General features: G+C 68.3%; 26 protein-coding genes. 6 read left to right on the top strand and 20 right to left on the bottom strand.

Annotated features, from left to right (window positions below; translation table 11 throughout):
• Positions 1–170: 170 nt before the first annotated feature.
• Positions 171–2,468 carry an NADP-dependent malic enzyme gene (locus AC07V5_RS06520; RefSeq protein WP_495114819.1) on the bottom strand — a complete coding sequence of 766 codons (2,298 nt, stop codon included), beginning with the start codon at positions 2,466–2,468 and terminating at the stop codon, positions 171–173.
• Positions 2,469–2,559: 91 nt separating this feature from the next.
• On the opposite strand from AC07V5_RS06520, the gene thiL reads away from it, so the two are divergent.
• From thiL to AC07V5_RS06535, 3 genes are read left to right on the top strand one after another with little or no spacing between them, the layout of a single operon-like run.
• Positions 2,560–3,498, top strand: a complete 939-nt coding sequence (thiL, locus tag AC07V5_RS06525; RefSeq protein ID WP_495114820.1) for a thiamine-phosphate kinase — start codon at positions 2,560–2,562, stop codon at positions 3,496–3,498.
• The gene (locus AC07V5_RS06530; RefSeq protein ID WP_495114821.1) at positions 3,495–4,022 is read left to right on the top strand and encodes a phosphatidylglycerophosphatase A family protein; all 528 of its coding nucleotides are present in this window, start codon (positions 3,495–3,497) and stop codon (positions 4,020–4,022) included. The genes thiL and AC07V5_RS06530 overlap by 4 nt, the downstream gene beginning before the upstream one ends.
• Before the next feature lie 12 nt (positions 4,023–4,034).
• Positions 4,035–4,532, top strand: coding sequence for a CinA family protein (locus AC07V5_RS06535; RefSeq protein WP_495114822.1), 498 nt, complete (start codon positions 4,035–4,037; stop codon positions 4,530–4,532).
• Between the two features lie 151 nt (positions 4,533–4,683).
• Here AC07V5_RS06535 and AC07V5_RS06540 read toward each other — a convergent pair whose 3' ends face one another.
• Genes AC07V5_RS06540 through leuS form a run of 5 tightly spaced genes read right to left on the bottom strand, consistent with a single transcriptional unit; the run spans position 4,684 to position 11,908 of the window.
• Positions 4,684–7,077 carry a putative bifunctional diguanylate cyclase/phosphodiesterase gene (locus AC07V5_RS06540; RefSeq protein WP_495114823.1) on the bottom strand — a complete coding sequence of 798 codons (2,394 nt, stop codon included), beginning with the start codon at positions 7,075–7,077 and terminating at the stop codon, positions 4,684–4,686.
• A gap of 10 nt (positions 7,078–7,087) precedes the next feature.
• A complete protein-coding gene (locus AC07V5_RS06545; RefSeq protein WP_495114824.1) occupies positions 7,088–7,678 on the bottom strand; it encodes a methylamine utilization protein in 591 nt (196 codons plus the stop codon).
• 41 nt (positions 7,679–7,719) lie between these two features.
• Complete coding sequence (gene holA, locus AC07V5_RS06550; protein WP_495114825.1) at positions 7,720–8,790, bottom strand: DNA polymerase III subunit delta; 1,071 nt, start codon at positions 8,788–8,790, stop codon at positions 7,720–7,722.
• Positions 8,790–9,278 (bottom strand): LPS-assembly lipoprotein LptE, encoded by a 489-nt coding sequence (locus AC07V5_RS06555; protein ID WP_495114826.1) that lies wholly within the window; start codon positions 9,276–9,278, stop codon positions 8,790–8,792. Before AC07V5_RS06555 ends, holA begins: the two co-directional genes overlap by 1 nt.
• The gene (gene leuS / locus AC07V5_RS06560; RefSeq protein WP_495114827.1) at positions 9,278–11,908 is read right to left on the bottom strand and encodes a leucine--tRNA ligase; all 2,631 of its coding nucleotides are present in this window, start codon (positions 11,906–11,908) and stop codon (positions 9,278–9,280) included. Before leuS ends, AC07V5_RS06555 begins: the two co-directional genes overlap by 1 nt.
• Positions 11,909–12,013: 105 nt before the next feature.
• On the opposite strand from leuS, the gene AC07V5_RS06565 reads away from it, so the two are divergent.
• The gene (locus AC07V5_RS06565) at positions 12,014–12,892 is read left to right on the top strand and encodes a hypothetical protein (RefSeq protein WP_495114828.1); all 879 of its coding nucleotides are present in this window, start codon (positions 12,014–12,016) and stop codon (positions 12,890–12,892) included.
• Here the strand turns inward: AC07V5_RS06565 and AC07V5_RS06570 are convergent.
• From AC07V5_RS06570 to AC07V5_RS06585, 4 genes are read right to left on the bottom strand one after another with little or no spacing between them, the layout of a single operon-like run.
• Positions 12,852–13,271 carry an ExbD/TolR family protein gene (locus AC07V5_RS06570; RefSeq protein WP_495114829.1) on the bottom strand — a complete coding sequence of 140 codons (420 nt, stop codon included), beginning with the start codon at positions 13,269–13,271 and terminating at the stop codon, positions 12,852–12,854. The genes AC07V5_RS06565 and AC07V5_RS06570 overlap by 41 nt on opposite strands.
• A gap of 2 nt (positions 13,272–13,273) precedes the next feature.
• Positions 13,274–13,918, bottom strand: coding sequence for a MotA/TolQ/ExbB proton channel family protein (locus AC07V5_RS06575; protein ID WP_495114830.1), 645 nt, complete (start codon positions 13,916–13,918; stop codon positions 13,274–13,276).
• Position 13,919: 1 nt separating this feature from the next.
• Positions 13,920–14,657: a 4-hydroxy-tetrahydrodipicolinate reductase gene (gene dapB / locus AC07V5_RS06580; RefSeq protein WP_495114831.1), complete on the bottom strand. Its 738-nt coding sequence runs from the start codon at positions 14,655–14,657 to the stop codon at positions 13,920–13,922.
• On the bottom strand, positions 14,654–15,232 hold the full coding sequence (locus AC07V5_RS06585) for an outer membrane protein assembly factor BamE (protein WP_495114832.1): 579 nt from the start codon (positions 15,230–15,232) through the stop codon (positions 14,654–14,656). Before AC07V5_RS06585 ends, dapB begins: the two co-directional genes overlap by 4 nt.
• Before the next feature lie 101 nt (positions 15,233–15,333).
• On the opposite strand from AC07V5_RS06585, the gene fur reads away from it, so the two are divergent.
• Positions 15,334–15,777: a ferric iron uptake transcriptional regulator gene (fur, locus tag AC07V5_RS06590; protein WP_495114833.1), complete on the top strand. Its 444-nt coding sequence runs from the start codon at positions 15,334–15,336 to the stop codon at positions 15,775–15,777.
• Here fur and AC07V5_RS06595 read toward each other — a convergent pair.
• The 4 genes from AC07V5_RS06595 to hpf form a co-directional block, all read right to left on the bottom strand.
• Entirely contained in the window at positions 15,774–17,195 is a 1,422-nt protein-coding gene (locus AC07V5_RS06595) for a nicotinate phosphoribosyltransferase (RefSeq protein WP_495114834.1), read from the bottom strand. The genes fur and AC07V5_RS06595 overlap by 4 nt on opposite strands.
• Positions 17,192–18,148: an HPr(Ser) kinase/phosphatase gene (hprK, locus tag AC07V5_RS06600; RefSeq protein WP_495114835.1), complete on the bottom strand. Its 957-nt coding sequence runs from the start codon at positions 18,146–18,148 to the stop codon at positions 17,192–17,194. Before hprK ends, AC07V5_RS06595 begins: the two co-directional genes overlap by 4 nt.
• Before the next feature lie 49 nt (positions 18,149–18,197).
• Complete coding sequence (gene ptsN / locus AC07V5_RS06605; protein WP_477899657.1) at positions 18,198–18,668, bottom strand: PTS IIA-like nitrogen regulatory protein PtsN; 471 nt, start codon at positions 18,666–18,668, stop codon at positions 18,198–18,200.
• A gap of 259 nt (positions 18,669–18,927) precedes the next feature.
• Positions 18,928–19,269: a ribosome hibernation-promoting factor, HPF/YfiA family gene (gene hpf, locus AC07V5_RS06610; RefSeq protein ID WP_293500614.1), complete on the bottom strand. Its 342-nt coding sequence runs from the start codon at positions 19,267–19,269 to the stop codon at positions 18,928–18,930.
• Between the two features lie 428 nt (positions 19,270–19,697).
• Between hpf and corA the strand changes: the two genes are divergently transcribed.
• The gene (gene corA, locus AC07V5_RS06615) at positions 19,698–20,687 is read left to right on the top strand and encodes a magnesium/cobalt transporter CorA (RefSeq protein ID WP_495114836.1); all 990 of its coding nucleotides are present in this window, start codon (positions 19,698–19,700) and stop codon (positions 20,685–20,687) included.
• On the opposite strand, the gene AC07V5_RS06620 is transcribed toward corA, so the two are convergent.
• The 6 genes from AC07V5_RS06620 to AC07V5_RS06645 are packed head-to-tail and all read right to left on the bottom strand — an operon-like array spanning position 20,680 to position 25,317.
• Positions 20,680–21,096 carry a nuclear transport factor 2 family protein gene (locus AC07V5_RS06620; RefSeq protein WP_495114837.1) on the bottom strand — a complete coding sequence of 139 codons (417 nt, stop codon included), beginning with the start codon at positions 21,094–21,096 and terminating at the stop codon, positions 20,680–20,682. The genes corA and AC07V5_RS06620 overlap by 8 nt on opposite strands.
• The gene (locus AC07V5_RS06625; protein WP_495114838.1) at positions 21,093–21,851 is read right to left on the bottom strand and encodes an SDR family NAD(P)-dependent oxidoreductase; all 759 of its coding nucleotides are present in this window, start codon (positions 21,849–21,851) and stop codon (positions 21,093–21,095) included. Before AC07V5_RS06625 ends, AC07V5_RS06620 begins: the two co-directional genes overlap by 4 nt.
• Positions 21,848–22,369 carry a DUF3833 domain-containing protein gene (locus tag AC07V5_RS06630; RefSeq protein WP_495114839.1) on the bottom strand — a complete coding sequence of 174 codons (522 nt, stop codon included), beginning with the start codon at positions 22,367–22,369 and terminating at the stop codon, positions 21,848–21,850. Before AC07V5_RS06630 ends, AC07V5_RS06625 begins: the two co-directional genes overlap by 4 nt.
• Positions 22,366–23,598, bottom strand: coding sequence for an MFS transporter (locus tag AC07V5_RS06635; RefSeq protein WP_495114840.1), 1,233 nt, complete (start codon positions 23,596–23,598; stop codon positions 22,366–22,368). Before AC07V5_RS06635 ends, AC07V5_RS06630 begins: the two co-directional genes overlap by 4 nt.
• The gene (locus AC07V5_RS06640; protein ID WP_495114841.1) at positions 23,588–24,109 is read right to left on the bottom strand and encodes a chalcone isomerase family protein; all 522 of its coding nucleotides are present in this window, start codon (positions 24,107–24,109) and stop codon (positions 23,588–23,590) included. The genes AC07V5_RS06635 and AC07V5_RS06640 overlap by 11 nt, the downstream gene beginning before the upstream one ends.
• A complete protein-coding gene (locus tag AC07V5_RS06645; RefSeq protein ID WP_495114842.1) occupies positions 24,109–25,317 on the bottom strand; it encodes a class I SAM-dependent methyltransferase in 1,209 nt (402 codons plus the stop codon). The genes AC07V5_RS06640 and AC07V5_RS06645 overlap by 1 nt, the downstream gene beginning before the upstream one ends.

Consider the following 25,317-nt stretch of genomic DNA (forward strand, 5'->3'; position numbering starts at 1 on the left):
GTGCCGGAGTCTGGAATGGGGCTTTGTGAGCCGGTGCTCACATGCCGCCAAGCCATTGATTTATCTAGGGTCGTGACGCTGCCATGACAAAGATTTCGGCGTGAAAACTTCTGTCAATTGGGGGAGTCCGGGCGCTTTTGTGCTGTTCCCGGGCGGTACCGAGGCCCGCTTCAGCTGCGCGCGGCGTTGGCGTCGGCCACTGTCAGGGCCGTCATGTTGACGATGCGCCGCACGGTCGCCGACGGCGTCAGGATGTGCACCGGCTTGGCGGCGCCGAGCAGCACCGGGCCGATGGCGATGCCACCGCCGGCCGCCGTCTTCAGCAAGTTGTAGGAGATATTGGCGGCGTCGATATTGGGCAGCACCAGCAGGTTGGCTTCGCCGGTCAGCGGGCTGTTCGGCATGATCTGCTTGCGGTACGAGGCGTCGAGCGCCGTATCGCCGTGCATCTCGCCGTCGACCTCCAGCCAGGGGGCGAGTTGCTGAAGCAGCGCCAGCGTGTCGCGCATCTTCACGGCCGAGGGCTTGTCGCTCGTGCCGTAGTTGCTGTGCGACAGCAGCGCGGCCTTCGGTGTCAGGCCGAAGCGGCACATTTCCTGCGCGGCCATGACGGTGATCTCGGCGAGCTGTTCTGCGGTCGGGTCGTAGTTGACGTGGGTGTCCACCAGCATGACCTGGCGGCCCGGCAGGATCAACCCGTTCATGCAGGCATAGGTCTTCACGCCAGCGCGCTTGCCGATGACCTGGTCGATGTACTGCAGGTGCGTGGCGGTCGTGCCCCAGGTGCCGCAGAGCAGGCCGTCGACCTCGCCCTTGTGCAGCAGCATGGCGCTGATCAGCGTCAGGCGGCGGCGCATCTCGATCTTGGCGAGCTGCTGGGTAACGCCCTTGCGCTCGGTCATCTGCAGATAGGTCTGCCAGTAGTCGCGGTAGCGCTCGTCGTGCTCGACGTTGACGACGTCGTAGTCGCGGCCCTGCTGCAGGCGCAGGCCGAAGCGCTCGCAGCGCTCGGCGATGACCTCGGGGCGGCCGATCAGCGTCGGGCGAGCCAGGCTTTCGTCGACGACGACCTGGGCCGCGCGCAGCACGCGCTCTTCCTCACCTTCGGCGTAGGCAACGCGCTTGTTGGGCGCACGCTTGGCCGCGGTGAAGATGGGCTTCATCGTGTTGCCGGAGGCGTAGACGAAGCTCTGCAGCTTCTCGCGGTAAGCGTCCCAGTCCTTGATCGGGCGCGCGGCCACGCCGGAGTCGGCGGCGGCCTGCGCCACAGCCGGCGCGATGCGCATCATCAGCCGCGGGTCGAAGGGCTTGGGGATCAGGTACTCGGGGCCGAAGCTCAGCGTGGCGCCCACGTAGGCGGCGGCGACGACCTCGCTCTGCTCGGCCTGCGCCAGATCAGCAATCGCGTGGACGGCGGCAATCTCCATCTCGACGTTGATCGTCGTGGCGCCCGAATCCAGCGCGCCGCGGAAGATGTAGGGGAAGCACAGGACGTTGTTGACCTGGTTGGGGTAATCCGTGCGGCCCGTGGCCATGATGGCGTCGCTGCGGACGGACAGCACTTCCTCGGGCAGGATCTCCGGCGTCGGGTTGGCGAGCGCAAAGATCAGCGGCTGCGCGGCCATGGTGGCCACCATGTCGGCCTTCAGCACGCCGCCGGCCGACAGGCCCAGGAACACGTCAGCGCCAGCGATGGCCTCGCGCAGGCTGCGCTGCGAAGTGGGCTGAGCAAAGACGGCCTTGTCCGGGTCCATCAGCTCGGTGCGGCCCTCGTAGACGACGCCGGCCAGGTCGGTCACCCAGATGTTCTCGCGCGGCAGGCCGAGCTTGACGAGCAGGCCCAGGCAGGCGAGAGCCGCGGCCCCTGCGCCCGAGGTGACGAGCTTGACCTGCTTGATGTCCTTGCCGACGACCTTGAGGCCGTTCAGGAAGGCCGCGCCGACGACGATGGCCGTGCCGTGCTGGTCGTCGTGGAAGACGGGGATCTTCATGCGCTCGCGCAGCTTGCGCTCGACGTAGAAGCAGTCCGGGGCCTTGATGTCTTCGAGGTTGATGCCGCCGAAGGTCGGCTCCAGCGCGGCGATGCAGTCGACCAGCTTGTCGAGGTCGTTCTCGGCCACTTCGAGGTCGAAGACGTCGATGCCGGCGAACTTCTTGAAGAGGACGCCCTTGCCCTCCATCACCGGCTTGGACGCCAGCGGCCCGATGTTGCCCAGGCCCAGCACGGCGGTGCCGTTGGTGACGACGGCAACGAGGTTGCCGCGCGAGGTGTAGCGGAAGGCGTTGGCCGGGTCGGCCACGATTTCCTCGCAGGCCGCGGCCACGCCGGGCGAGTAGGCCAGCGCCAGGTCGTGCTGGTTGACGAGCTGCTTGGTCGCCGCGATGGCGATCTTGCCGGGGGTCGGGAACTCGTGATATTCCAGGGCCGCCTGGCGGAGCTGGGCGCGTTTTTCTTCTGAGCTTGGCATGGCGTGGGTCACCGGTTCCGACGAGGCCTGGAATCATGCCACCGAGGGCGCCTCGGGTCGCTGTGGATCTCCACAAGGTCTAATCGCGGCCATGGGCGAGTTCGATTTGATCCGGCGCTATTTCCAGCGCTCCCCGAGTGCTGGTGTCGAGGTGGGCGTGGGCGACGACTGCGCCGTGCTCGTGCCCACGCCGGGCGCGCGCTGGCTGGTCTCCAGCGACATGCTGGTCGAGGGGCGGCACTTCCTGTCGACGGTCGATCCGGCGCGGCTGGGCCACAAGGCGCTGGCCGTCAACCTGAGCGACCTGGCGGCCTGCGGCGCGACGCCGCGAGGCTTCACTTTGGCCCTGGCTCTGCCGCGCGTTGACGAAGCCTGGCTGGCCGGTTTCGCCCGCGGCCTGTGGGCGCTGGCCGACGCCCACGCCTGCCCGCTGATTGGCGGCGACACGACGCAGGGGCCGTTGAACATCTGCATCACCGTCTTCGGCGAGGCGCCACCCGGCCAGGCCCTGCTGCGCGGGGGCGCGCGGGTGGGCGACGAAATCTGGGTGTCGGGGCGGCTGGGTGATGCCCGGCTGGCGCTGGAGGTGTTCCGCGGCACGGTCGCGGCGGAGGGCGCGGGTTTCGACAGCGTGCGCGCCGCGATGGAACTGCCGACACCGCGGGTCGCCCTGGGCCAGGCGCTGCGCGGCATCGCGACGGCGGCCATCGATGTGTCGGACGGCCTGCTTGGCGATCTGGGCCACATCCTTGCGGCCTCGCGGGTCGGCGCACGGCTGGACGTCGACGCCCTGCCGCGCAGCGCCGTGCTGGCCGCGCAGCCCGTGGCGTTGCAGCGTGAGTGCCTGCTCGCTGGCGGTGACGACTATGAGCTCGTCTTCACCGCGCCAGCCGGCGTGCGGCTACCCGACGTGGGTGTGGCGCTGACGCGCATCGGTGTCATCGAGGCCGAACCGGGCCTGCGTGTTGTCGACAGTCGAGGCGCTGCGGTCGAACACGGCTTGCGTTCTTTTGACCACTTCAAATCATGAGCGGCGCACCCATCCGCCCGACGCCGGGCTTCATGCTCCGCCACCCGGCCCGCTGGATCGCGCTCGGCTTCGGCAGCGGCCTGTCGCCAAAGGCACCGGGCACCGTCGGCACGCTGTGGGCCTGGCTTGTGTTCGCTGTCATCGCGCCGTGGATGAACGACCTGGCCTGGGCGCTGCTGATCGGCCTGGGCACCCTCGTCGGCTGGTGGGCCTGCACGCGCACGGCGCGCGACATGAACACGCCCGACCCCGGCTCCATCGTCTGGGACGAGGTGCTGGCTTTCTGGCTCATCCTGTGGCTGATCGCGCCGGTGGGCTGGCTCGGCCAGCTCATCGCCTTCGGCCTGTTTCGTTTCTTCGATGCGGCCAAGCCCGGGCCGGTGGGTTGGGCGGACCGGCTTTTCAAGATCGAACGCGGTGCCCCCATCGGCTGGGCCCAAGGCTTCGGCATCCTGTTCGACGACTTCGTGGCGGCGGGTTGTACGCTTGCCGTCATCGCGCTCTACCGCGTCCTCATGGGGTGAAGGGGTGAAGCCATGTTTGCCGACGACTACGAACTGATCGACCGCATCGCCGTGGCCCTGATCCAGCGGCGCGAGCGCATCGGCACGGCCGAATCCTGCACCGGCGGCCTCATCGCCGCGGCGTGCACCAGCCTGGCCGGCTCCAGCGCGTGGTTCGAGCGCGGCGTCGTCAGCTACAGCAACGAAGCCAAGGCCGAACTGCTCGGCGTGCCCAAGGGGCTGATCGCGCTGCATGGCGCCGTCAGCGCCGAGGTGGCCGAGCACATGGCGCGCGGCCTGCTGGCGCACGCGCCCATCGACTGGGCGCTGGCCGTTACCGGCGTCGCCGGCCCCACGGGCGGCAGCGATGCCAAGCCCGTTGGCACGGTCTGGCTGGCGTTGGTGCATGCGGGCCGGCCGGCGCTGGTCTGGCGCGAGAACTTCAGCGGCGACCGCCACGCGGTGCGACTGCAGACGGTGACGGCAGGGCTGACGGCGCTGTGCGAAGCGCTGGAAGACCGCGACAACTGACCGCATGAAATTGCGGGCCGAGCGCCGGGCCGCTCCCTAGCCGGCCCGCGCTGGCGATGTGCTTGCCGGCCGATCCGGCAAGCATCGCCGTCCCCTCGGGGGACCGACCAGGCCTGCCGGCGTTCAGCCGGAGCAGGGCCTGGGCGAGGGGCTAGCCAAGCTTGGCGATCACGCTCTCGGTCGTGACGGCCGAGGCATCGGGCGGCTGCCAGCTCTTGGCCCAGGCGATGAACTGCTCCTGCGGCATCGGCTTGGCGATGTAATAGCCCTGGCCCTCGTCGCAGCCCAGGCGGGCCAGCATGGCCCAGGCCTTGATCGTTTCCAGGCCCTCGGCGACGACGGTCAGCCCCAGGTTGTGGGCCAGCTCGATGGTCGAGCGCACGATGCGCGCGTCGTCCAGGTCGCGCTCCATCGCCATGACGAAGCTCTTGTCGATCTTCAGCTCGTCCACCGGCAGGCGCTTGAGGTAGGCGAGCGACGAATAGCCGGTGCCGAAGTCGTCGATGGACAGCTTGAAGCCCATCGCGTGCAGATGCTCCAGCGTCGACAGCGCTCGCTCGGGGTCGTCCATGATGGCGCTCTCGGTGATCTCCAGGCACAGCGACTCGGCCGGCACGTTGAGCGGCGCCAGCATGGCCTCGATCTTGGCCGGCAGGTCCTGGTCCATCAGGTCGCGCGTGGACAGGTTGACCGACAGCCGTAGCGTGAGGCCGGCGTCCGCCGCCTGGCGCGCGAACTTGGCCGCGTTGGACAGCACCCAGGCGCTGAGCAGGCGGATGAAGCCGGTCTGCTCGGCAAACGGGATGAACTGCATCGGCGGCACCAGGCCGCGCGTGGGATGCTGCCAGCGCACCAGGGCCTCGGCGCCGAGGATCTTGCCGTGCTGCAGGTCGATCTTGGGCTGCAGGTACAGGCGCAGCTCGTCGCCCTCGACGGCATGGCGCAATTCGGTCAGCAGGGACAGCGACTCCTGGCTGCCCGCGTCCAACTGGGCGTGGTAGATCAGGCTGCCGCACTGGCGAGTCTTGGCCGCGTACATGGCCAGCTCGGCACGGCCCAGCAGCAGGTTGACGTCGGCACCATGGGCGGGGAACAGGGCGATGCCGATGCCGGCGCCCAGGTCGATGGTCTCGTTGTCGATCTGCAGCGGGCGCTCGAAGTCCTTCAGGATGGCCAGCGCCGCCTCGCTGGCGGCATGCGCGTCGGTGTGGGCCAGCAGCACGGCGAACTCGTCGCCCGACAGCCGCGCCAGCACCGAATGCGCCGGCGCGCACAGCGCCTGCAGGCGCTCGGCGACCGACTGCAGCAGGCGGTCGCCCACCTCGTGGCCGAGCACGTCGTTGACGTGCTTGAAGCGGTCCAGGTCCAGCATCAGCACGGCGCCCGGCGTGTCGCTGTTGGTCAGGTGGTGCTGCAGGAATTCTGCGAAGCGTGCGCGGTTGGGCAGCAGCGTCAGCTGGTCGACGTAGGCCAGGTTGTTGACGAGGGCGTCACGGCGGCGGATGCCCTCGCGCATGCCCTCCAGAGCGACAGCGAGCTTGTGCACCTCGTCCAGGCTCGAGGTCGACGGCACGGGCGTGTCGTAGTCGCCGCGCTCCAGCCGCCGCGCCGAGGCCGACAGCGCCGTGATGGGCCCGCTGATGCCGCGCGCCAGCAGCACGCTGACCATGGCGAAGATGGCAACGCCGAGCACCGTCAGGCCGAGCAGCACGAGCTGCAGCTGCTGGTAGGGCGCCAGGGCCACGTCCAGCGAGCGCAGCAGCAGCACGCCCAAGGGCTGATCGCCGCTGATCAGCGGCACGAAGCGCGCCCGCATGCGCTCGCCGGCCAGCTCGAGGATGCCGTCCACCGGCGCCTCCCGGCCCAGGCTGGCACGCAGGGCCTCGGCGGCGCCGTCGTCGAGGTTGTTGACGATGCTCAGCCAGGGCTTGGTCGGGCTCTGCAGCAGCACCACGCTTTCCAGCTCGGACAGGGCCTTGAGGTCGTCCAGCACCTCGCGGTCCAGCGCAAAGGCCATCAGCACCCAGCCCACCGGCGCGGGCGTGCGCACCTGCACCGCAACCACCTGGAAGACCTGGTTGCCCTGCACCGCCAGCGCCGCACCCTCGTTGCTCTGGATGAGCTGGCGCAGCGCCGTGCCGAAGGAGGCCGTGCCGTCACGCGTAGCGGCGACGAGGTGCTGCTGGTCGTCGAAATAGGCGACGACCGAGGCGCCGACCCGCTCGCCCTGGTTGACGAGGGCGTCCTTGATGGTCTCGACGGTGCCGGCCTCGGCCAGCGACAGACCCACCGTGCTGCGAAAACCGTAGTCCTTGGCCAGCAGCTCGGCCGCGTCGTGCAGCTTGCCGGCGCGCTGGTCCAGCAGCCGGCGCAGCACGCGCTCGCCGGTCTGCAGCTCGGCGGCCAGCGAATCCTCGGCGTTGTGGGTGATGCTGGCGTGGATGGCACCGAAGCTGACGAGCTGAACGACCAGCAGCAGCGCCAGGAAGAGGGCGACGATGCGCCCCTCGAGGCGGCGCAGATTCAGCCAGGCTGGCCAGCGCATCGTGGGGGTGTTACTCGGCGAGGGTCAGGGCCACAGTGCCCCCGGCCGCCGGAACTTCGAGCTTGACGCTCTGCAGGTTGGGCGACTTCTGGCCGCCGTGCCAGGCCTTGACGACATGCTCGCCGGCCGGCAGATCAAACGCCACCTGGCCCTTGTCGTCGGTGCGCCCGAAGGTCGGCGTGTCGACGACGACGATGTGCGCGCTCATGCGGTCGTGGATGTTGCAGCCCAGCGTTGCGACGCCGGGCTTGTCGAAGACGACGGGTTCGGTCGGCGTGCCGGAATACAGCTTGATGTCGATGACCTTGATCGGCGAGAACGAGTAGACGTGGTGCCGGACGGTGTCGAAGTTCGGGAAGTTCACGGCCGTGCCGGTCTGCACGACGAGAAGCTGCGGCGTGAACTGACGCTCGCGTTGGCCCATCTCGGCCTTGGCCGCGCTGGCCTTGCCGGTGCGGCCCTTGACCTCGATGGCCACCGCTGCGCCGGCCAGCGGCTGGCCGGCCGGCCCGCGCAACTGCACGGTGACGGGCACGGCCTGAGCCGCGAGTGTGCTCAATGCGAAGGCGGCAGGAATGAGGTGGCGAAGAGACGTCGTCATGGCGGCATGGGGCTCCCTCCCCGACGATAGCCCAATCGGGCTCAACGGGCAGCCAGAACAGCCCCAGTTTTACCGCTTGCGGCCTCTGCCAGCATCAGGGCCAGGCGGCGTAGCGCGGCCCAGGGGGCGCTGGGCCAGTCCGGATGGCGCAGGCCCTTCACCAGGCCATCGCAAACCTGGGCTGCCTGCACGAGGGCGCCGGCCTGGTATGCGTCCAGCCGCGGCGCGATGCGTTCGATGAGGCGCTCCTTGGCACCCCAGACGCGCGCCTCGCGCAGCGCCAGGGGCAGCGGCTTGCCGGCATCCAGCGCGGCGCGCACGCGGGCCAGCGCCCGCGCGTCCTCGGCCAGCGTCCAGTGCACCAGCACGGCGGCTTCGCCCTCGGCCTCCAGGCCGTCGAGCATGCGCAGCATGCGCGGCACGGCGCCCGACAGCACGGCTTCGCTGAGCTTGAAGACGTCGAAGCGCGCCACGTCCAGCACTGCCGCCTCGATCTGCTCCAGCGTCAACTCGCCCTTGGGATGCAGCAGCGCCAGCTTCTGCAGCTCCTGGTGGGCGGCCAGCAGATTGCCCTCGACGCGGTCAGCGAAGAAGGCCAGCGCCTTCTGCCCGTCCTCGCCCTCGGGTACGGACTGCCCCTGTGCGCGCAGGCGCTGGGCCAGCCAGGCTGGCAGCATGCGGCGCTCGACGGGCTCGACACGGATGGACGCGCCGTTGCCGTCGAGCGCGGTGAACCAGGCGCTGGAGAGCTGGGTCTTGTCCAGGCGCGGCAGCGTGACGAGGGTCAGCACGTCGTCGGGCGCGGCCTGCGCGTACCGCTGCAAGGCCTCGGAGCCGTCCTTGCCGGGCTTGCCGCTGGGGATGCGGATCTCGATGAACTGGCGGTCGGCAAACAAGCTCATGGCCTGCGCGGCGGCCAGCACCGGGGCCCAGTCGAAATAGGCGCCGGAGACGATGAAGATCTGCCGCTCGCCAAAGCCGTTGGCACGCGCGGCGGCGCGGATCTGGTCCGCCGCCTCTTGCGCGAGCAGGGGCTCGTCGCCGTGGACCGTGTAGATGCGGGCCAGGCCTTTGGCGAGATGGGCCGAAAGGCCTTCAGCGCGGAGCTGCATCAGGTGGGGAGCTTCACCGCAGCGAGGCGGCGCATGACCTGTGCGATGGCATCCGAATGCATCGCACCGTAGAGGTTGGCGGCCTCCTGCTCCTTGGCCAGCGCAAAGCTCTCGGTGTAGTTCATGTCGCGAGACAGGCGCAGCTCGACCTTGGGTACCAGCAACTCGCCGCTGGCGGTGTGGATCGAATAGTCGAACTGCAGGCGCAGCTGGAATTCGCGCACCTGGCCGACGCTGGTGGACGCGACGACGGTGCGGTCGCGGTACTCACGCAGCGCCTCCAGCACGACCTGGGCGCGGGCCGGGTCGTCCAGCAACTGCACCGACGTACGCTTGATCTGGCGCTTGAGGCCGGCGGCCAATGGCGACTCCGGCGGGAAGCCCGTCAGCGCCAGTGTCTGGAAGGACAGCACGGGCTCGTGGCGCAGCTCGAAGCCGCAGCCAGTGAGGGCCGCGCTGCCCAGCAGCAGGAGGTGGCGACGTTGCATCACACGACGATGTTGACGAGGCGGCCCGGCACGATGACGACCTTCTTGGGCGCCTTGCCTTCGGCGAACTTGGCGAACTCCTCGGTCGCCAGCGCGGCGGCCTCGATGGCCGCCTTGTCGGCCGAGGCCGGCACCTTGACCGCACCACGCAGCTTGCCGTTGACCTGCAGCATCAGCTCGATCTCGTCCTGTACCAGCGCGGCCTCGTCCACCGTGGGCCAGGGCGCGTCGAGCAGGTCGCCCAGTTCGGCCGCGAAGCCGAGGTCCTGCCAGAGCTGGTGGGACACGTGCGGCGTGGCGGGGTAGAGCACGCGCAGCAGCACCGAGAAGCCGTCGCGGATCGCCGCAGCCTGGCCCTCAGCCTTGAAGCCTTCCAGCGCATTCAGCAGCTTCATCGCGCCGGAGACGACGGTGTTGTACTGCATGCGCTCGTAGTCGTAGCTGACCTGCTTGAGCACGTTGTGCACCTCGCGGCGCAGCGCCTTGCCGTCGCCGTTCAGCGCGGCGAAGTCCTGGCCGCCCGACTTGATGGCGTCGGCATTGCGCGCGCCGAAGTTCCACACGCGCTTCAGGAAGCGGTGAGCGCCTTCAACGGCCGCGTCGTTCCACTCCAGCGTCTGCTCCGGGGGCGACGCGAACATGACGAACAGGCGGGCCGTGTCGGCGCCGTACTGGTCGATGAGCGCCTGCGGGTCCACGCCGTTGTTCTTGGACTTGGACATCGTCGTCATCTCGTACTCGAGCGGCGTGCCGTCCTTCTTCAGCTTGGCGCCGGTGATGGCGCCCTTGTCGTCGTGGATGACGTCGATCTCGTGGTCCCAGTAGTAGTCCTTGCCGCCGCCCTCGGGCTTGTGGAAGAACGCGCCCTTGAGCACCATGCCCTGCGTCAGCAGCTTCTCGAACGGCTCGCTGATCGTCACCAGGCCGAGGTCGCGCATCGCCTTGGTCCAGAAGCGGGCATACAGCAGGTGCAGGATGGCGTGCTCGATGCCGCCGATGTACTGGTTCATCGGCATCCAGTACTTCGTGCCCTCGCCGACCATGGCCTGGTCGTTGGTCGGGTCGCAATAACGCATGAAGTACCAAGACGAATCGACGAAGGTGTCCATCGTGTCCGTCTCGCGCTTGGCCGGCTTGCCGCAGCTCGGGCAGGCCACGTTCAGAAACGCGGCGTGCTTGTTCAGCGGGTTGCCGCTGCCGTCCGGAATCAAATCGTCCGGCAGCACGACGGGCAGGTCCTTCTCGGGCACCGGCACCACGCCGCAGTCATCGCAATGGATGATGGGGATGGGCGTGCCCCAGTAGCGCTGGCGGCTGACGCCCCAATCGCGCAGGCGCCAGGTGGTTTTCTTCTCGCCCAGGCCCTTCTCGGCCAGCAGCTCGGCGACCTTGCTGACGGCGTCGACGTACGACAGCCCATCCAGCACGCCGGAGTTGATGCAGCGGGCCTTGATCTTGTCGCCGTACCACTCGGCCCACTTTTTGTCGTCGTAGGCCTGGCCTTCGACGTCGATGACCTGCTTGATGGGCAGCTGGTACTTCAGCGCGAACGCGAAATCACGCTCGTCATGCGCCGGCACACCCATGACGGCGCCGTCGCCGTAGCTCATCAGCACGTAGTTGCCGACCCAGACTTCGACCTGCGCGCCGGTGATGGGGTGGGTCACGAACAGGCCCGTGGGCACGCCCTTCTTGTCCTGCGTGGCGAGCTCGGCCTCGGTGGTGCCGCCGGCCTTGCATTCTTCGATGAAGCGGGCGACGTCAGGCTTCTCCTTGGCCGCGATGGTGGCCAGCGGATGCTCCGGCGCCACGGCGCAGAAGGTCACGCCCATGATGGTGTCGGCGCGGGTGGTGAACACCCACAGGCGCCCGCCGCCGCCTTCGATGGTGTGCGGGAACGCGAAGCGCACGCCCTGGCTCTTGCCGATCCAGTTCTCCTGCATCAGCCGCACGCGTTCGGGCCAGCCGGACAGGTAGTTCGGGTCGGCCGGATCGGCCACGGCCGACAGCAGTTCCTCGGCGTACTGCGTGATCTTCAGGTAGTAGCCCGGGATCTCGCGCTTCTCGACCAGGGCGCCGGAGCGCCAGCCGCGGCCGTCGATGACCTGCTCGTTGGCCAGCACGGTCTGGTCCACCGGGTCCCAGTTGACGACCTGGGTGCGGCGCTCGGCGATGCCCTTCTCCAGCATCTTCAGGAACAGCCACTGGTTCCACTTGTAGTAGCTGGGCTGGCAGGTCGCGACTTCGCGGCTCCAGTCGATGGCCAGGCCCATGGCCTGCATCTGGCCCTTCATGTGGGCGATGTTGGAGTAGGTCCACTGCGCCGGCGGCACCTTGCCCTTCATGGCGGCGTTCTCGGCCGGCAGGCCGAAGGCGTCCCAGCCCATGGGCATGAGGACGTTGTAGCCCTTCATGCGCAGTTGGCGGGCCAGCATGTCGTTGATCGTGTAGTTGCGCACATGGCCCATGTGCAGCTTGCCGCTGGGGTAGGGCAGCATCGAGCAGGCGTAGAAGTGCGGCTTGCTCGCGTCTTCGGTCACGCGGTAGGCATCGCGCTCCGTCCAGTAGGCACGGGCGGCGGCTTCGATCTCGTTCGGGTTGTAGCTGGGCGCTTCGGTCTTGGCGTTCATACTCAAATTGTAGGTGGGGGCTCATGGGCGACCCCTAGCTTGCGACTGTCGGAATCCAGGTCGAAGTGCTTTACTCAAGCGGTGTGTCTCGCAGGGAGCGCGATCATGTCTGCATCACGCCTTGAATCCTCCCCCGCCCGCTGGCAGCGCGCCGCAGCACTGGTGCTGCTCGCCGCGCCGATGTGGGCCTATGGCGCCGAGGCGTCGGTCACCTTCGGCGGGCCCGGCACGGTGCCGCCCTTCACCGGCCCGGTGTCGGCCCAGGGCAGTCAGCACATAGACGACGCCACCTACACCGTCGACTTCTCGGGCTCGGCCAGCCTGGCCAGCGGCCTGATGCTCGCGAATGTCGCCGCCACGCCCCATTCGGTGTTCCTGAGCAGCCCGGCGGCCGCGAGCGCGGCCCAGCTCTTCGACATGATCAAGGTCGTGGGCCCCGGCTCGGCGCTGGTGCCGCTGCAACTGCGCATGGACGTCGACGCCTTGATGACGGTAGACCCCAGCATGGGCGCGAGCGATGGGGTCACGCTGTGGCTGAGCAGCTTCATCAGCGTGGAGAGCACGCTGTACTCCACGATGGAGATCATGCGCCGCAAGACGTACTTCGACACGGGCGCCCTCAACGAGGACTCCATCGAGTGCATAGGCCAACCCTGCGACGTGAACCAGCCGCTGACGACGGCCGGCGTCGTGGACGGCAAGGTCGTCCTCAACCTGCAGGTACAGCCCGGCGTGAACATCAACTTCTCCGCCTACACCATCGTCTCGACCTACAGCAACCCCGAGGTGTTTGGCCAGGTCACGACCAGCCAGCAACTCTCCTATGTGCTGCCGCCCGGCTACACGCTGAGTTCGCAGTCGGGTGCGTTCCTGACCGCGGTGCCCGAGCCGTCGACGGCCCTGCTGGCGTTGCTCGGGTGTGCCGCGCTGGCGCTTAGATCGCTCAAGGCGAGGGCTGCTGCGCCACGAACGCGATGCGGTTGAGCCCGGCGGCCTGCACCCAGCCAATCAGCTCGGCCACCTGGCCGTAGGGCACGGTGCGGTCGGCGCGCAGTTGCACCTCCAGCTGCGCATTGGCGCGGCCGAGGTCGCTGATGCGCTGCTGGAAGGCCTTGGCGTCGAGTTCGTCCTCGCCCAGATGCAGCTTGCCGTCCGGCGTGATGGCCACGGCGATGAAGCTCGGCGCATCGCTGGGCGTGGCGGCCTCGCTCTTGGGCAGGTCCAGGCGCAGCGACGCCGTCATCAAGGGCGCCGTGATCATGAAGATGACCAGCAGCACCAGCATGACGTCGATGAGCGGCGTCATGTTGATGTCGCTCATGGGCCGCGACGCGTCGGGTCTTTCTAGGCGCCCGAAGCTCATGATCAGTCGTGGTCGAGGAGTTCGCGCAGGTCGTGCGCGAAACCTTCGAGGTCCGCCTCGCAGGCCGCCACCAGCTTGCCGAAGACGTTGTAGGCCAGCACGGCAGGAATGGCCACGGCGAGGCCGGCGGCCGTCATGATCAGCGCTTCACCGACCGGGCCGGAGATCTTCTCGATGGTGATGTTGCCCGCCGCCGAGATGCTGGCCAGCGCGTGATAGATGCCCCAGACGGTGCCGAACAGGCCCACGAAGGGCGCGGTGGCCCCGACGGAGGCGAGCAGCACCTGGCCGAACTGCAGCTTGGCCAGCACCGCGTGCAGCGCGTCGCGCAGGCGGCGGGTCAGGCGGGATTCGCGTTTGCCGGCGGCTTCCAGCGTGGCGCCGCGGGTCTCGGCCGTGGCGGCGTCCAGCAGGGGCAGCAGCAGGCCTTCGGTGTCGAAGCTCTGCAGCGCGTTGCGGCCCTCAGGCACGCCCGCGGCGGCCCAGAAGGCCGGCACGGCGCGCACCAGGCCGCGGCGGGCGCGGCGCAGCAGCCAGGCCTTCCACAGGATCAGCGCCCAGGCGCTGACGGACATGGCCAGCAGCAGCAGTGCAACCGCGCGGCCAACCAGGTCGCTTTGGGCCCAGAAGTCCGCGAAGCCGCCCATATCAGTTGTTGAATCCGAGTACGTCGTTCATGCCGAACAGGCCGGTGGTCTTGCCCGCCAGGAAGCGCGCAGCGCGCAGGCTGCCCTGGGCGTAGATGCCGCGGTTGCTGGCCTTGTGGCTGACCTCGATGCGCTCGCCAGTGCCGGCGAACAGCACGGTGTGGTCACCGATGATGTCGCCGCCGCGCACGGTGGCGAAGCCGATGGTGGACGGGTCGCGCACACCGGTGACGCCTTCGCGGCCGTAGACGGCGCATTCCTTGAGGTCACGGCCCAGCGCGTCGGCGACGACCTGGCCCATCTGCAGCGCGGTGCCGCTGGGCGCGTCGACCTTGTTGCGGTGGTGGGCCTCGACGATCTCGATGTCGAAGCCTTCGTTCATCGCACGGGCGGCCATGTCGAGCAGCTTGAGCACGACGTTGACGCCAACGCTCATGTTGGGCGCGAAGACGATGGCCGTGCGCTCGGCGTGCCTGGCGATCTCGGCCTTCTGGGCTGCGTCGAAGCCGGTCGTGCCGACGACAGCCTTGACACCCAGGTCGGCGCAGACGGCCAGATGGGCCAGCGTCGCCTCGGGGCGGGTGAAGTCGATCATCACGTCGGCGCCAGCCAGGCCCGCGCGCACGTCGTCGCCCTTGTCCAGCGTGACATGCAGCGTGCAGTCGTCGGCTGCCTCGACGGCCTCGATGAGCATCTTGCCCATGCGCCCGGAGGCGCCCATCACGGCGACCTTGATCACGAGCCCGATCCCGGCTTGGCGTCCAGCGGCGGGTAGACGCGGCCGGGTGCCGGGCCTTCGGCGGCGGCCGTGGGGGCGGCCTCGGCGCTGCGCTTGGGCGGCGGCAGCGCGCCGCGTTCGGCCTCGCTCAGCTCCAGCTTGGGCTGCTTGCCATCGGGCTTGAAGGTGTTGATGGCGGCGACGAAGTCGTTCTCGGCCGGCAGGTCGCCCGGCACGTCGAGCGACTGGAGCTTGTCGCCGTCGAAGATCGCGACGACCAGGCGCTGCTGCGGTGCGGTGCCCTGGCGGCGGATGGTGAAGACGTAGTCCCAGCGCGATTCGTGGAAGACGTCGGTCAGCAGCGGCGAGCCGAGCAGGTCGCGCACCTGGGCCTTGGGCATGCCGGGCTTGACGCGGGCAACCATTTCCTTGGTCAGCACATTGCCCTGCACGACTTCGACGCGGTAGGGCGTCAGCACGCCCAGCACCTTCTCGCCAGTGACGGAAGGCAGCGAGGGCAGGGAATCCCAGGTCGGCAGATAGGAGCAGCCGCCAAGCAACGCAAGCAGCGGGAGAGAGGCAAGCAGGGGACGCATGGGGCGGCTGACAGAAGGGACGGGAAGCACCAGCCGAGGCTCGGCTGGCTATGATCGGCCGGATTCTAGCGGGGCCCCTTTTGGGCCCCGGTCCACGTGCCATGACCAGCTCTTCCGCCAAGAACCAGACCAGCGACATCAAGAACAGCGGCCTCAAGGCGACGCTGCCGCGCATCAAGATCCTCGAGATCTTCCAGCGCGCGGCCCAGCGCCACATGACCGCTGAAGATGTTTACAAGGCTTTGCTCGGCGAGGGTGCGGACATCGGCCTGGCCACGGTTTACCGCGTGCTGCAGCAGTTCGAGCAGGCGGGCCTGCTCAGCCGCAACCATTTCGAGACCGGCAAGGCCGTGTACGAGCTCAACGAGGGGCACCACCACGACCACCTCGTGTGCCTGAATTGCGGCAAGGTCGAGGAGTTCTTCGACCCGGGCATCGAGGAGCGCCAGCACGCGATCGCGAACGAGCGCGGCTTTCATCTGCAGGAACACTCGCTCGCGCTGTACGCGAGCTGCGTGAAGACGGACTGCCCGAACCGCAGCTAGTCCGCAGCGCGGGCGCGGGCCCGGATCGCCGCGAAGCTGTCGTCCACCAGCAGCCGGCCATCCTCGAAGACGGTGCGCAGCACTTCGGTTGCACCTGAGGTTCGAGCCTCGTGGCAGCCGGGCGAGTCCAGGCGCACGGTGGCGAAGACATCGCCCTTATGCATCAGCGTGAGGCGCCCGGCCTTGCTGCGCTTGGCGGGGTCGGTGACGGGTGCCTTGAAGACATCGCGCCAGTGGCCGTCAACCTGCACGGCCGAGGCCTTCATCGCAAAGCCCAACGTGTCACGGTTGACCTGCTGCAGCAGCGCGCCGCCTTGTCCGAAGGCGACGTTGTCGGCCGAGTAGCCGGCCGCTTCCAGCGCGGCCAGGATGCTGGCGATGGAAGCGCGCGTGATGCCGTCGCCCTGGATGACACGCACGTGCCGCAACACCTTGTAGCCCTTGGCATTGAGCTCGCTGCCGAAGGCGGCGTCGAGTGCCTGGACGGTGCGCAGCACGATGGTCGTCGGGTCGCCGCTGTCGGGGCGGATGACGACGGTGGCACCGCTGGCGATGACCTCGCTGCGCAACTCGCCGCCCCAGAGCCGGCTGACGGCGACGTCGAGGTCGTAGGAGTCGGACACGACGGCCAGCAGCGCGCCGGGCTTGCCGAACTGACGCAGCATGTTGCGGTAGGCGGCCAGCTCGCCGTCGCGACCCCAGGCCGTGATGGTGCTGTGCTCGGCGGCCGGGATGGAGAAGCCGGCCATGGGCTCGCCGTAGTACAGGCGCGCACCGAGCAGGGCCGTCATCGTGTCCGTGCCCTGGAAGTTCACGAGATGCGCCATGCCGCCCAGCATGGCCGACTCCAGTGACGACACGCCACGCGCGCCGAAGTCATGCAGCTTGAAGGGCAGGCCGGCGGGGTCGCCGCTGCGCGCCAGCGCTTCGGCGATGAGGCTGCGCGTCGCGTGGCTGTGCGTGGCAACCGTCGTCGGGTACCAGACGCGCAGCAGCGCCGTCTCGACATAGCTCGTCAGCCACCAGCAGGCCGGGTCGGTGTTCTCGACGGTGACGAGAGCATGGTTGACCGGCACAACGGTGCCTTCGGGCGCAGCGCGGATGCGCAGCGGCAGCCGGCCACCGTGGGCGTTGACGATGTGCAGCCAACCGTCGCGGTTGAAGGGCACGCCGTGAGCGGCGCAGACGTCGACCGCCAGCGCGACGTCGTCGGCCGTGACGGGCTTGGTGAAGTACTCCTTCAGCAGCGCCTGCAGGCCGAAGAACACGGTGTACGGCAGCGAGCCGCCGCGGGCTTCGATGTAGCTGAAGACGGTCTGCGTGCCCGGCGGGTATTGCAGCCAGTGGCTGGTCTTGTAGCTGTCCGTGTTGAGGACGAGCAGGCGGGCGATGTCGCTGAAGCCGTTCAACGGGTTCAATCCATTGAACCGTTGTCGATGGCGCGCTGGTGGCGCTCGACGAATTCCTTGTAGGTATCGATGCCGCGCAGCTGCAGGATGGTGTTGCGCACGGCGGCTTCCACCAGCACGGCCAGGTTGCGGCCCGCGTCCACGGCGATGACGACCTTGCGCACCGGCATGCCCAGCACGTCCTCGTACAGCGGCTCGTAGGGCAGGCGCTCGAAGTCGCGCTCCATCGTCTCCTTGCGCACCAGGTGCACGATGAGCTTCAGGCGCATCTTGCGGCGCACGGCGGTCTCGCCAAAGATGGACTTGATGTCCAGCAGGCCGATGCCGCGCACTTCCAGCAGGTTCAGCAGCAGCTCGGGGCAGCGGCCCTCGATGGCGGTCTGGGCGATGCGGAAGAAGTCGACAGCGTCGTCGGCCACCAGGCCATGGCCGCGCGAGATCAGCTCCAGGCCGAGTTCGCTCTTGCCCAGGCCCGATTCACCCGTCAGCAGCACCCCGAGGCCCAGGATGTCCATGAAGACGCCGTGGCGGGTCGTGCGGTTGGCGAACAGCTGCGACAGGTAGCCGCGCACCAGATCGATGACATGGCCGGCGGATTCCTTCGTGCGGAACAGCGGAATCTCGGCTCGGTCGCACATGGCCACCAGGCGCGGCGGCGGCACGGTGTCGTCGGCGACGATGAGGACCGGCGGCTCCAGCGTGACGATGCGGGAGATGCGGCGGTCCTGGACGTCGGTGCCCTCCTGGTTCAGGTAGGCCACTTCACGGCGGCCGACGATCTGCACCCGGTAGGGATGGATGTAGTTCAGGTAGCCGACCAGGTCGGCCGCGCTCTGCGCATCGCGCACGGCGGCCTCGTCGAAGCGGCGCTCCGGGTGGGCGTGCCCGGCAATCCATTCCCAGCGGAGGGCCTCGCGGTGCTCTTCAAACAGCCGCTCGGCGCTGATGGAGGTCGGTTTCAAGTCGAGAGGTCAGTCGCTAAGGGTTTACGCGAAGCGCCGAACTGGGGCTTCAGGCGACGGATTTCAGCGGTTCCCAGGCCGCAATCAGCTTGTGCAGCGTGGCGGCATCCGGTTCGGCCTTGAGCTGCTCGCGCAATTCGCGGTCGGACAGCATCTCGGCGATCTCGGACAGGATCTCCAGATGACGCTGCGTGGCCGCTTCGGGCACGAGCAGGAAGATCAGCAGGCTGACGGGTTCGTCGTCCGGCGCGTCGAAGGCGATAGGCTGCTGCAGGCGCAGCACGGCGGCCAGCGGGTTTTTCAGGCCCTTGACGCGGCCATGCGGGATGGCGACGCCGTGGCCGAGGCCGGTCGAGCCCAAGCGCTCGCGGGCGAACAGGTTGTCTGTGACCAGCGCCCGGGCCATCTGGTGGTGGTTTTCGAACAGCAAGCCTGCGTGTTCGAAGGCGCGCTTCTTGCTGGACGCATCCACATTCACCAACACGTTATCGGCGGGCAGGATGGCGGCGAGACGGTTCATGGGTTGGGGCCGAGCATCGGGGGCGCCTGATGGGCGCGGCCGCAGCCGGGCAAATGGGTCAAACAGAGCCGCAGATTATGGAACCCTGCGCCGTTTTGGGGTGGGCGGCAGACCCTAGAGCCGTGGAAAACGCCCCTGTGCACCCCTGAATGCGGGTTTTTGCGGCACTGCAGCAACAACCGATTGCGGCGGATCGCCACGGATTGCATATGACAAAAAACAAAAGCGGCCCGCAGGCCGCCGAGATGAGCCGCAGGGCTCAGGATGCCGAGACCTCGAGGCGCTTGGCCGAGGCGTGATGGTGATCCTGGACCTTGTCCTTGTGGCGGCAAACCTGCCGGTCCAGCTTGTCCATCAGTTGGTCGATGGCGGCGTACAGATCCTCGTGCGATTGCTCGACAAAGATGTCGCGGCCCTTGACGTGTAGCGTGACTTCGGCGCGCTGGCGGCGTTCCTTCTCCTTTTGCTTCTCTACGGTCAGCAGGACGTTGATGTCAACGACCTGGTCGAAGTGGCGGGTCACACGGTCCAGCTTGGTGAGTACGTACTCTCGCAGAGCGGGCGTGACTTCGAGATGATGGCCACTGATCGTCAGATTCATAAAGCCTCCTTTCAGAGGAATAGGTCGGAAAACAAACCAGAAAACTGAGAAAACTTCAGACGAAGGGGGAGGGAGGAGGAGGGGTCTTTCGGGTAGCGGAGGTGGGTGGGAGTGGGGAAATCGACGAGCCCAGTTTGCGCGCGAAGCGGCTGCGTGACAAGGGGATGACGGTGACCGTTTGTGGGCTTCCCGGCCTCGTTTTTGCGGCTTCTTTCACGCACGGGGCGGGTGCAATAATCCGCGGCTATTCCCCCTACGGAGCGATTCTTGGACAGCGATCACCCTCGGTGACCGTCCACTCCCGCCGCTCGGCCTTGAGTTGATCTCATGAGCCGCGCCCGCCCGGAGTGAGACGGTTGAACTGAATCCCGCCACCCCGGACGGCGCTCCGCCGTCGTCCCTGTTGCCAGCGCTGCTGGAGACGATGCATGCTGAATGTGTTCACACTGGACAACGGGCGCCTCAAGGGCGGCCTGTTCCAGGAAGAAATCGAGACCGCCGAGGATCTGGCCCAGTCGCGCCCGGTGTGGGTGGACCTGGAAAGCCCGAGCGTCGAGGAGAAGGGTTGGATCCATGACCGCTTCGGCCTGACCATCCCTGAAGACATCGTCGACGAGGATCTGGAGGAATCGGCGCGCTTCTACGAGGAAGACAACGGCGAGCTGCACATCCGCTCCGACTTTCTCATCGAGGGCGACGAGGGCCCGGACGGCAAGTCGGCGCGCAACGTGCGCGTGGCCTTCATCCTGTTCAACAACATCCTGTTCTCGATCCACAACGAGGACCTGCCGGTGTTCCGCCTGCTGCGGCTGCGGGCGCGGCGCATCCCGGCGTTGATCGAGGACGCCAAGGACGTGCTGCTCAAGCTGTACGACGCCGACGCCGAGTACTCGGCGGACGTGCTGGAGGGCATCTACGACAAGCTCGAAGCCGTCAGCGTGCGCGTGCTGAAGAGCGACGTGACCGATGCGGCCGCCGGCGAGGTGCTGTCGGCGATCGCGCGCGAGGAAGACTTGAACGGCCGCATCCGCCGCAACGTGATGGACACGCGCCGCGCGGTCAGTTTCATGATGCGCAGCCGCATGCTCAACGCCGAGCAGTTCGAGGAATCGCGGCAGATTCTTCGTGACATCGACTCACTCGATTCACACACCGCTTTCCTCTTCGACAAGATCAACTTCCTGATGGATGCGACCGTCGGTTTCATCAACATCAACCAGAACAAGATCATCAAGATCTTCTCGGTGGCCAGCGTCGCTCTGCTGCCGCCCACGCTGATCGCGTCGATCTACGGCATGAACTTCAAGAACATGCCGGAGCTGGAGTCGAGCTGGGGGTACCCGTTCGCGCTGGTGCTGATGCTCTTGTCCGTCGCCGCGCCCTTCATCTACTTCCGTAGAAAAGGCTGGCTCAAGTAGCCCGCAGCCGCCGCTTCAGCAGGCGCATTAAGGCGCCCAGCACCGGCAGCTTTTCGTACAGCTCCTCGGCCGCGTCCCAGTAGTCGCGGTGGGCCACGACGAGCCCGGCGGCGTCGAATTGCAGATGGCTGGCGCCACGGATGACGAACTCGCCGGCGTGGAAGTCCCAGCCCAGAAAGCACAGGTCGCCTTCGACAAGCACCGTGTTGACGACGAAGCGCGGTGCCTCCACGGTCTTGAACATGTGCGCGAAGACGCCCTTGACTGCCGCGCGGCCGCGGACCTCGTTGAAAGGGTCCTTGAAGCGGCAGTCTTCGGCGTAGAGGGCCGCCAGGTGGTCCAGATCGGTAGGCCCCAGGGTTTCGAAGAGAGCGATCAGCGCCGCTGCGCGAGGGTCGGAATGGGTCATCGATTGGTCTTGCTGACGAGGCGGAAATAGGCGCCGTCGCCGAGCAACCGCAGCGCCTTCATCACCAGCGTGAAACGCTTCGGGAAATGGATCTCGAACTTGCCTGACGCCCAGCCGGCCAGCATGGCTTGTGCCGCCTGCTCGGGGCTGATCTCCGCGGGCATGCGGAAGTCGTTCTGCGCTGTCATCGGTGTCGTGACGAAGCCCGGATGGACGACCGACACGCCGATGCCGCGCGGCTGCAGATCGAGGTAAAGCGCCTCGGCCAGATGCGTCAGTGCTGCCTTGCTCGGGCCATAGGCCAGCGCCTTGGGCAGGCCGCGGTAGCCGGCCACGCTGGACACCAGGCTCAAGTGCCCGCGGCCGGCGGCCAGCAGGCGCGGCAGCAGCGCGTCGAGCAGGTTCAGCGCGCCGATGTAGTTGATGTCGAGATGTCGTCGGGCGTCCGCGAGATCGAAGCTCGTGGCGCCCATCGGCCGGTAGTAGCCGGCGCAGTAGATGCAGAGGTCGGGCGTGTCGATCTGGGCCAGGGCTGCCTGCAGCGCCGACAGGTCCATCACGTCCAACGGCAGCGCGTGGCTGCCGGGGTGCAGCGCGGTGAACTCGTTCAGCAACGGTGCCTGGCGCGCCGACACGATCACGCGCGCACCGGCCGCATGCAGCGCGCTGGCCGTCGCGCGGCCGATGCCGGTGGACGCGCCGATCAGCCAGACCGTCCGGCCCTGCCAGTCGCGCAGCTTCGGGTTGAGGCTCATGGTTTGTAGAAGGACAAAGTCACGTCGCCCAGGTGCAGCCCGAACTTGCTCATGCGCGCCTTGTTCAGCATGACCCGGCCGTCCATCAGGTACATCCAGTCGTCGAACTGCACGTCGTAGGTGCTGCCGTCGACGGGCAGGCGCAGCGTGTAGCTCCAGCGCAGCGCGTTGCCGCGCGCCTCGCCGATCGCTTCGCCGACCACGTCGGTGGCCGTGCCGCGGTAGCGGCCGCCACCGAGCGACGTGATCGTCCAGACGCGGCGCTCGGTCTTGCCGTCGCTGTAGCTGAAGTCTTCCTCCAGCGTGCCGACGTCGCCCTGCCAGCGCCCCACCAGCTGCACGACGAAGCGGCGTTTCACCTTGCCCGCGCGGTCGGTGAAGAGGCCGTGGGCGGTCATCGGGCCGTTGAAATAGGTCTTCAGGTCCAGCGCCGGTTTCTCGGCGGCGTAGTCCTCGGGCGTCGGGGCGCTGGCGCAGCCCGCCAGCACAAGGGTGGTCAATAGCAGGCGTCGGTTCATGGTGTGGCGATGAAGTGGCGATACAGCAGCGCGGCGGCGCCGAGCTTGAGCAGGCAGGGCAGCAGGCAATAGGCAATGGTCAGGGCCTGCAGCGCCTGCGCATCGCGCTGGCCCGGTGCGTAGCCCAGCAGCTGCAGCAACGGCAGCGCCAGGCCGGCGGCCAGCGCCAGGTTGAGCTTGGTGGCCGCGTTCCACCAGCCGAAGAAGGCGCCCTCGGCGCGGCCGGCGAAGCCCGCGCGCTGGATGACGCCGGCCAGCAGCGCACCGGGAATGGCGAGGTCTGCGCCGAGGGCCGCGCCGCTGGCGATGCAGACGGCCAGGAAGCCCAGGCGGTCGCCTGCGCCCAGTGCGGCGGCCCAGACAAAGGCCGCGATGGCCAGCAGCATGCCCAAACCCCAGGCGCGGGGCTGGCCAAGGCGGGCGATGAGGCGCAGCCAGACGGGCAGCGACACGACGGCCGCCGCAAAATAGCTGGCCAGAAAGAGGCCCTGCGATTCGGGCAGGCGCAGCCGGTCGTCGATGAAGAAGAGCAGCAGCGTCGCCGGCACTGCGGCGGCGATGCCGTTCAGCAGGAAGACCGCCAGCAGGCGGCGGAACTCGGGCACGCGCCAAGCCAGGGCCAGCGGCACGGGGGTGTCGGCCGTGATGCCGGGGCGGGGCGCCTGGCTCAGCAGTGCCAAGCCCACGAGCAGTGCCACCGCCAGCACGAGGGCCGTCGGACCGAAGCCGGCGGCGGACGGCAGCAGGCTGGCGCTGACGACGCCGACAAGCGCAAAGCCCTCACGCCAGGCGACGATGCGGCTCTGCCGGGCGGCGCCACCGCCCAGCCGCGCACCCCAGGCCTGGTGCAACACGGCCAGCCAGCTGTAGGCGAGGTAGGTCAGCACGAGGCCTGCGCCAGCCCAGGCCAGCAGCGGGCCTGGCTCGCGCGGCAGCGGGAAGAAGAGGCCGGTGAAGCCCAGCGCCAGCAGCACCGCAGCGGCGGCCATCTGCCAGGCCAGTGCCGGGCGGCCGAGGGCGCGGTCGCAGAGCCGGCCTATCCAGGGGTCGACGATGGCGTCGAGGGCGCGGGCGGCGAGCAGCAGCGCGCCCAGGCTCGCCAGCGGCAGGCCGAAGCGCGTCGCGTAGTGCGCCGGCAGGTGCACGTAAAGCGGCAGCGCCACGAAGGCCAGCGCCAGGCCCAGCGCGCCGTAGCGCAGCCCGTCGCGTGGTGCGAAGTCAGCCGCCATCACCGCCGCCCAGCAGCTGCTCGCGCAGCGCCGGCTCCGAGGTCTGCGGGCTCAGCCAGATGCCGAAGAACAGCCGCGCGAACTGAGCGTCGGCGATGCGGCGGCGCGGCTGGCCGTTGAAGAAGAAGCTGGCCGCGGCACCGGGCTCGTACTGGCCGCTCAACCGGTCGCCGGCCTTCACGTCGGGAAAGGCCGCCTCCATCTCCTGCAGCCAGGCCTGGGCCTGTGCGTCGGTGACGGCGGCTTGGCGGCGCATCTCGGCCAGCGACCGCTTGGCGATCTCGCGGCCCACCAGCGTGCGCGCGTACTGCAGCTCCAGCGTCAGCTTCTGCTCGGCCCATTTCGCGGCGCCCACGGGCTCTGCCGACCACAGCCGCACGTCGTAGATCGACAGGCCGAAGTAGCGGAACCGCCCCTGGCCACGCAGCTGCAGGCCGGCGAGTTCCGGCGCGCACTCGGCGCTCGACAGCAGCGAGAGCCCGAGGGTGGCGATGGCGGCCCGGCGCAGCATCAGTTGCGCACCAGCGTGAACTGCATGACGTCGGTGTTGCCGGCCGTGAAGGCCGCCTCGCAGTAGGCGAGATAGAACTCCCACAGCCGCATGAAGCGGGTGTCGAAGCCGAGTTCGCGCACGCGGCCGTCGTGGCGCAGGAAGGCCTCGCGCCAGTGGCGCAGCGTTTCGGCGTAGTCGGCGCCGAACGCCAGCTCGTTGACGACCCGCAGGCCGGCCTTCTCGGCGTGCGCGCGGAACTGGCTCGGGCTGGGCAGCAGGCCGCCGGGGAAGATGTACTGCTGGATGAAGTCGGTCGAGCGCACGTAGCGGTCGAACAGGTCGTCGCGGATGGTGATGCTCTGGATGCAGGCGCGGCCACCCGGCTTGAGCTTGTCAGCCACGGTGCGGAAATAGCCGTCCCAGTATTCGCGGCCGACGGCCTCGAACATCTCGATGGAGACGATGGCGTCGAAGGGCTCGTCGGCGATGTCGCGGTAGTCCTGCAGGCGCAGGTCGGCGCCCAGGCCGGCCTGGCTCAGGCGGTCCTGGGCCCAGGTGAGTTGCTCGGTGGACAGCGTGACACCGGTCAGCCGCGCATCGAAATCGCGCGCCGCGACCTCGGCGATGGCACCCCAGCCGCAGCCGATCTCCAGCACACGGCTGCCGGCCTCAACGCCGGCCTCCGCCAGCGCGCGGCGCATCTTGGCCTGCTGCGCTTCCACCAGGTCGCCCTGCGGCGCCCCGGCGAACCAGGCGCTGGAGTAGTTCATCGTCGGGTCCAACCACAGCTTGTAGAAGGCGTTGCCGAGGTCGTAGTGGGCGTGGATGTTCTTGCGGCTACCGGCGCGCGTGTTGCGGTTCAGCACGTGGCGGACGCGGTGCAGCAGGCCGCCCCAGAAGCCACCGTAGAACAACGCTTCCAGCTCCGTGCGGTTGCGGATGAGGAGTTCCAGCAGCGCGCTCAGGTCGGGGCTGGTCCATTGGCCGTGGACGAAGCTCTCGGCGAAGCCGACGTCGCCGGACTTCAGCGCCGCCTCGCAGACGGCCCAGTCGACGATGCGGATAGCCGCGCGGGGTTGCTGCTGGCCGCCGAAGTGCAGCATCTCGCCGTCGGGTGACTGCAGGTCGAGGCTGCCGTGGCGCAGATGGCGCAGCAGGGTGAGCACGCGGCGTGCGTGGCGGGGCAGCGTCGGTGCGAGGGCGGGTGTGGAGGCTGTTGTCGTCAT

It is taken from the genome of Roseateles sp. GW821-FHT02E12, from assembly GCF_059421665.1.